This window comes from Microbacterium sp. BWR-S6Y, assembly GCF_041379845.1.
Lineage (GTDB): Bacteria > Actinomycetota > Actinomycetes > Actinomycetales > Microbacteriaceae > Microbacterium > Microbacterium hydrothermale.
The window spans coordinates 1-1,110 of sequence record NZ_JBFECV010000017.1 but is presented as its reverse complement, the minus strand read 5'-3'; the positions used below and the strand labels follow the sequence as shown (position 1 = coordinate 1,110).

The window sequence follows — 1,110 nt, the reverse complement described above, 5'->3', positions numbered from 1 at the left end:
TGTGATGTCCGGAAAGGTTGTTGTCGATCCTGCGGATGGGCGGGGCTCCGATCGCGGAGTGGTGCCTGTGATGATTGTAGAAGTGCAACCAACCCGGCAGCGCCGCGCGGCGTTCGGCTTCTGATCCGTAGAACCGGGCATATGCCCAACCATCGGCGAGGGTGCGGTGGAACCGCTCGATCTTCCCATTCGTCTGCGGCCGGTAGGGGCGGGTCTTCTTCGCTGTGATCCCAAGCTCCGTGCAGGTGTCGCGCCAGGCATATGACTTGTAGGCGGAGCCGTTGTCTGAGAGGACACGCTCGACCGTGACACCACGGTCGGCGAACCAGGCGACAGCGCGGCGCAGGACACCGATCGCGGTGTCCGCTTTCTCGTCCGAGCAGATCTCGGCGTAGGCGACGCGGGAGTGGTCGTCGATGACGGTGTGAACGAACGCGGTGCCCAGGCGCGGCTCATAGCGGTGGTTCCGGCTCTGCAGACGAGAAGCGGTGGCCTCGCGGTTGCGCTCGCCCTGGACTCGGCCAACGTAACGGTGCCCGCCGCCATCGGGGATGTTGCCGAACTTGGTGACGTCGACATGGAGCAGCGAGCCGGGATGATCATGCTCGTACCGGCGGATCGGCTCACCGCTGACCCGGTCGATATGGCTGAGTCTGTTGATCCGGCATCGCACCAGGACTGCGTGGACGGTCGAGGCGGGCAGACCGAGCTCGCCAGCGATCTGGACCGGGCCAAGACGGCGTCGCCACCTCGCTTTCACGATCTTCTTGACCACGGGCAGCGGTGTCCTCGCCGGCATCGATCGTGGGCGGCTCGATCGATCCGTCATCCCGGTCGGCCCCTCGGCTCGGAACCTGGCAGCCCACTTCCTGGCTGTGACGGGCGAGACCATGAACATCTTCGCCGCCAGGGACGGCGGCCAGCCGTCCTCGACGATCAGGCGCGCCAGCCGAAGACGAGCGCGTGGTGTCAGGGCAGCGTTAGCGTGGGACATGAGGGCCTCCTGGTTCGTGAAGCGGTTGAACTCAACAGCTCCACTTCACAACCGGAGGCCCTCGCTTTTTAGCTCCTCATAGCCGTGTCGCCGAAACAACGTCCCTGGACATCACA

At 65.0% G+C, this 1,110-nt stretch carries 1 protein-coding gene; it reads right to left on the bottom strand.

Features of this window, described 5'->3' with window-relative positions; all coding sequences use genetic code 11:
* Positions 1–994: IS481 family transposase (locus AB1K56_RS18480; RefSeq protein WP_371206761.1), on the bottom strand; the 994-nt coding region annotated here is incomplete at its 3' end.
* Positions 995–1,110 lie beyond the last annotated feature (116 nt).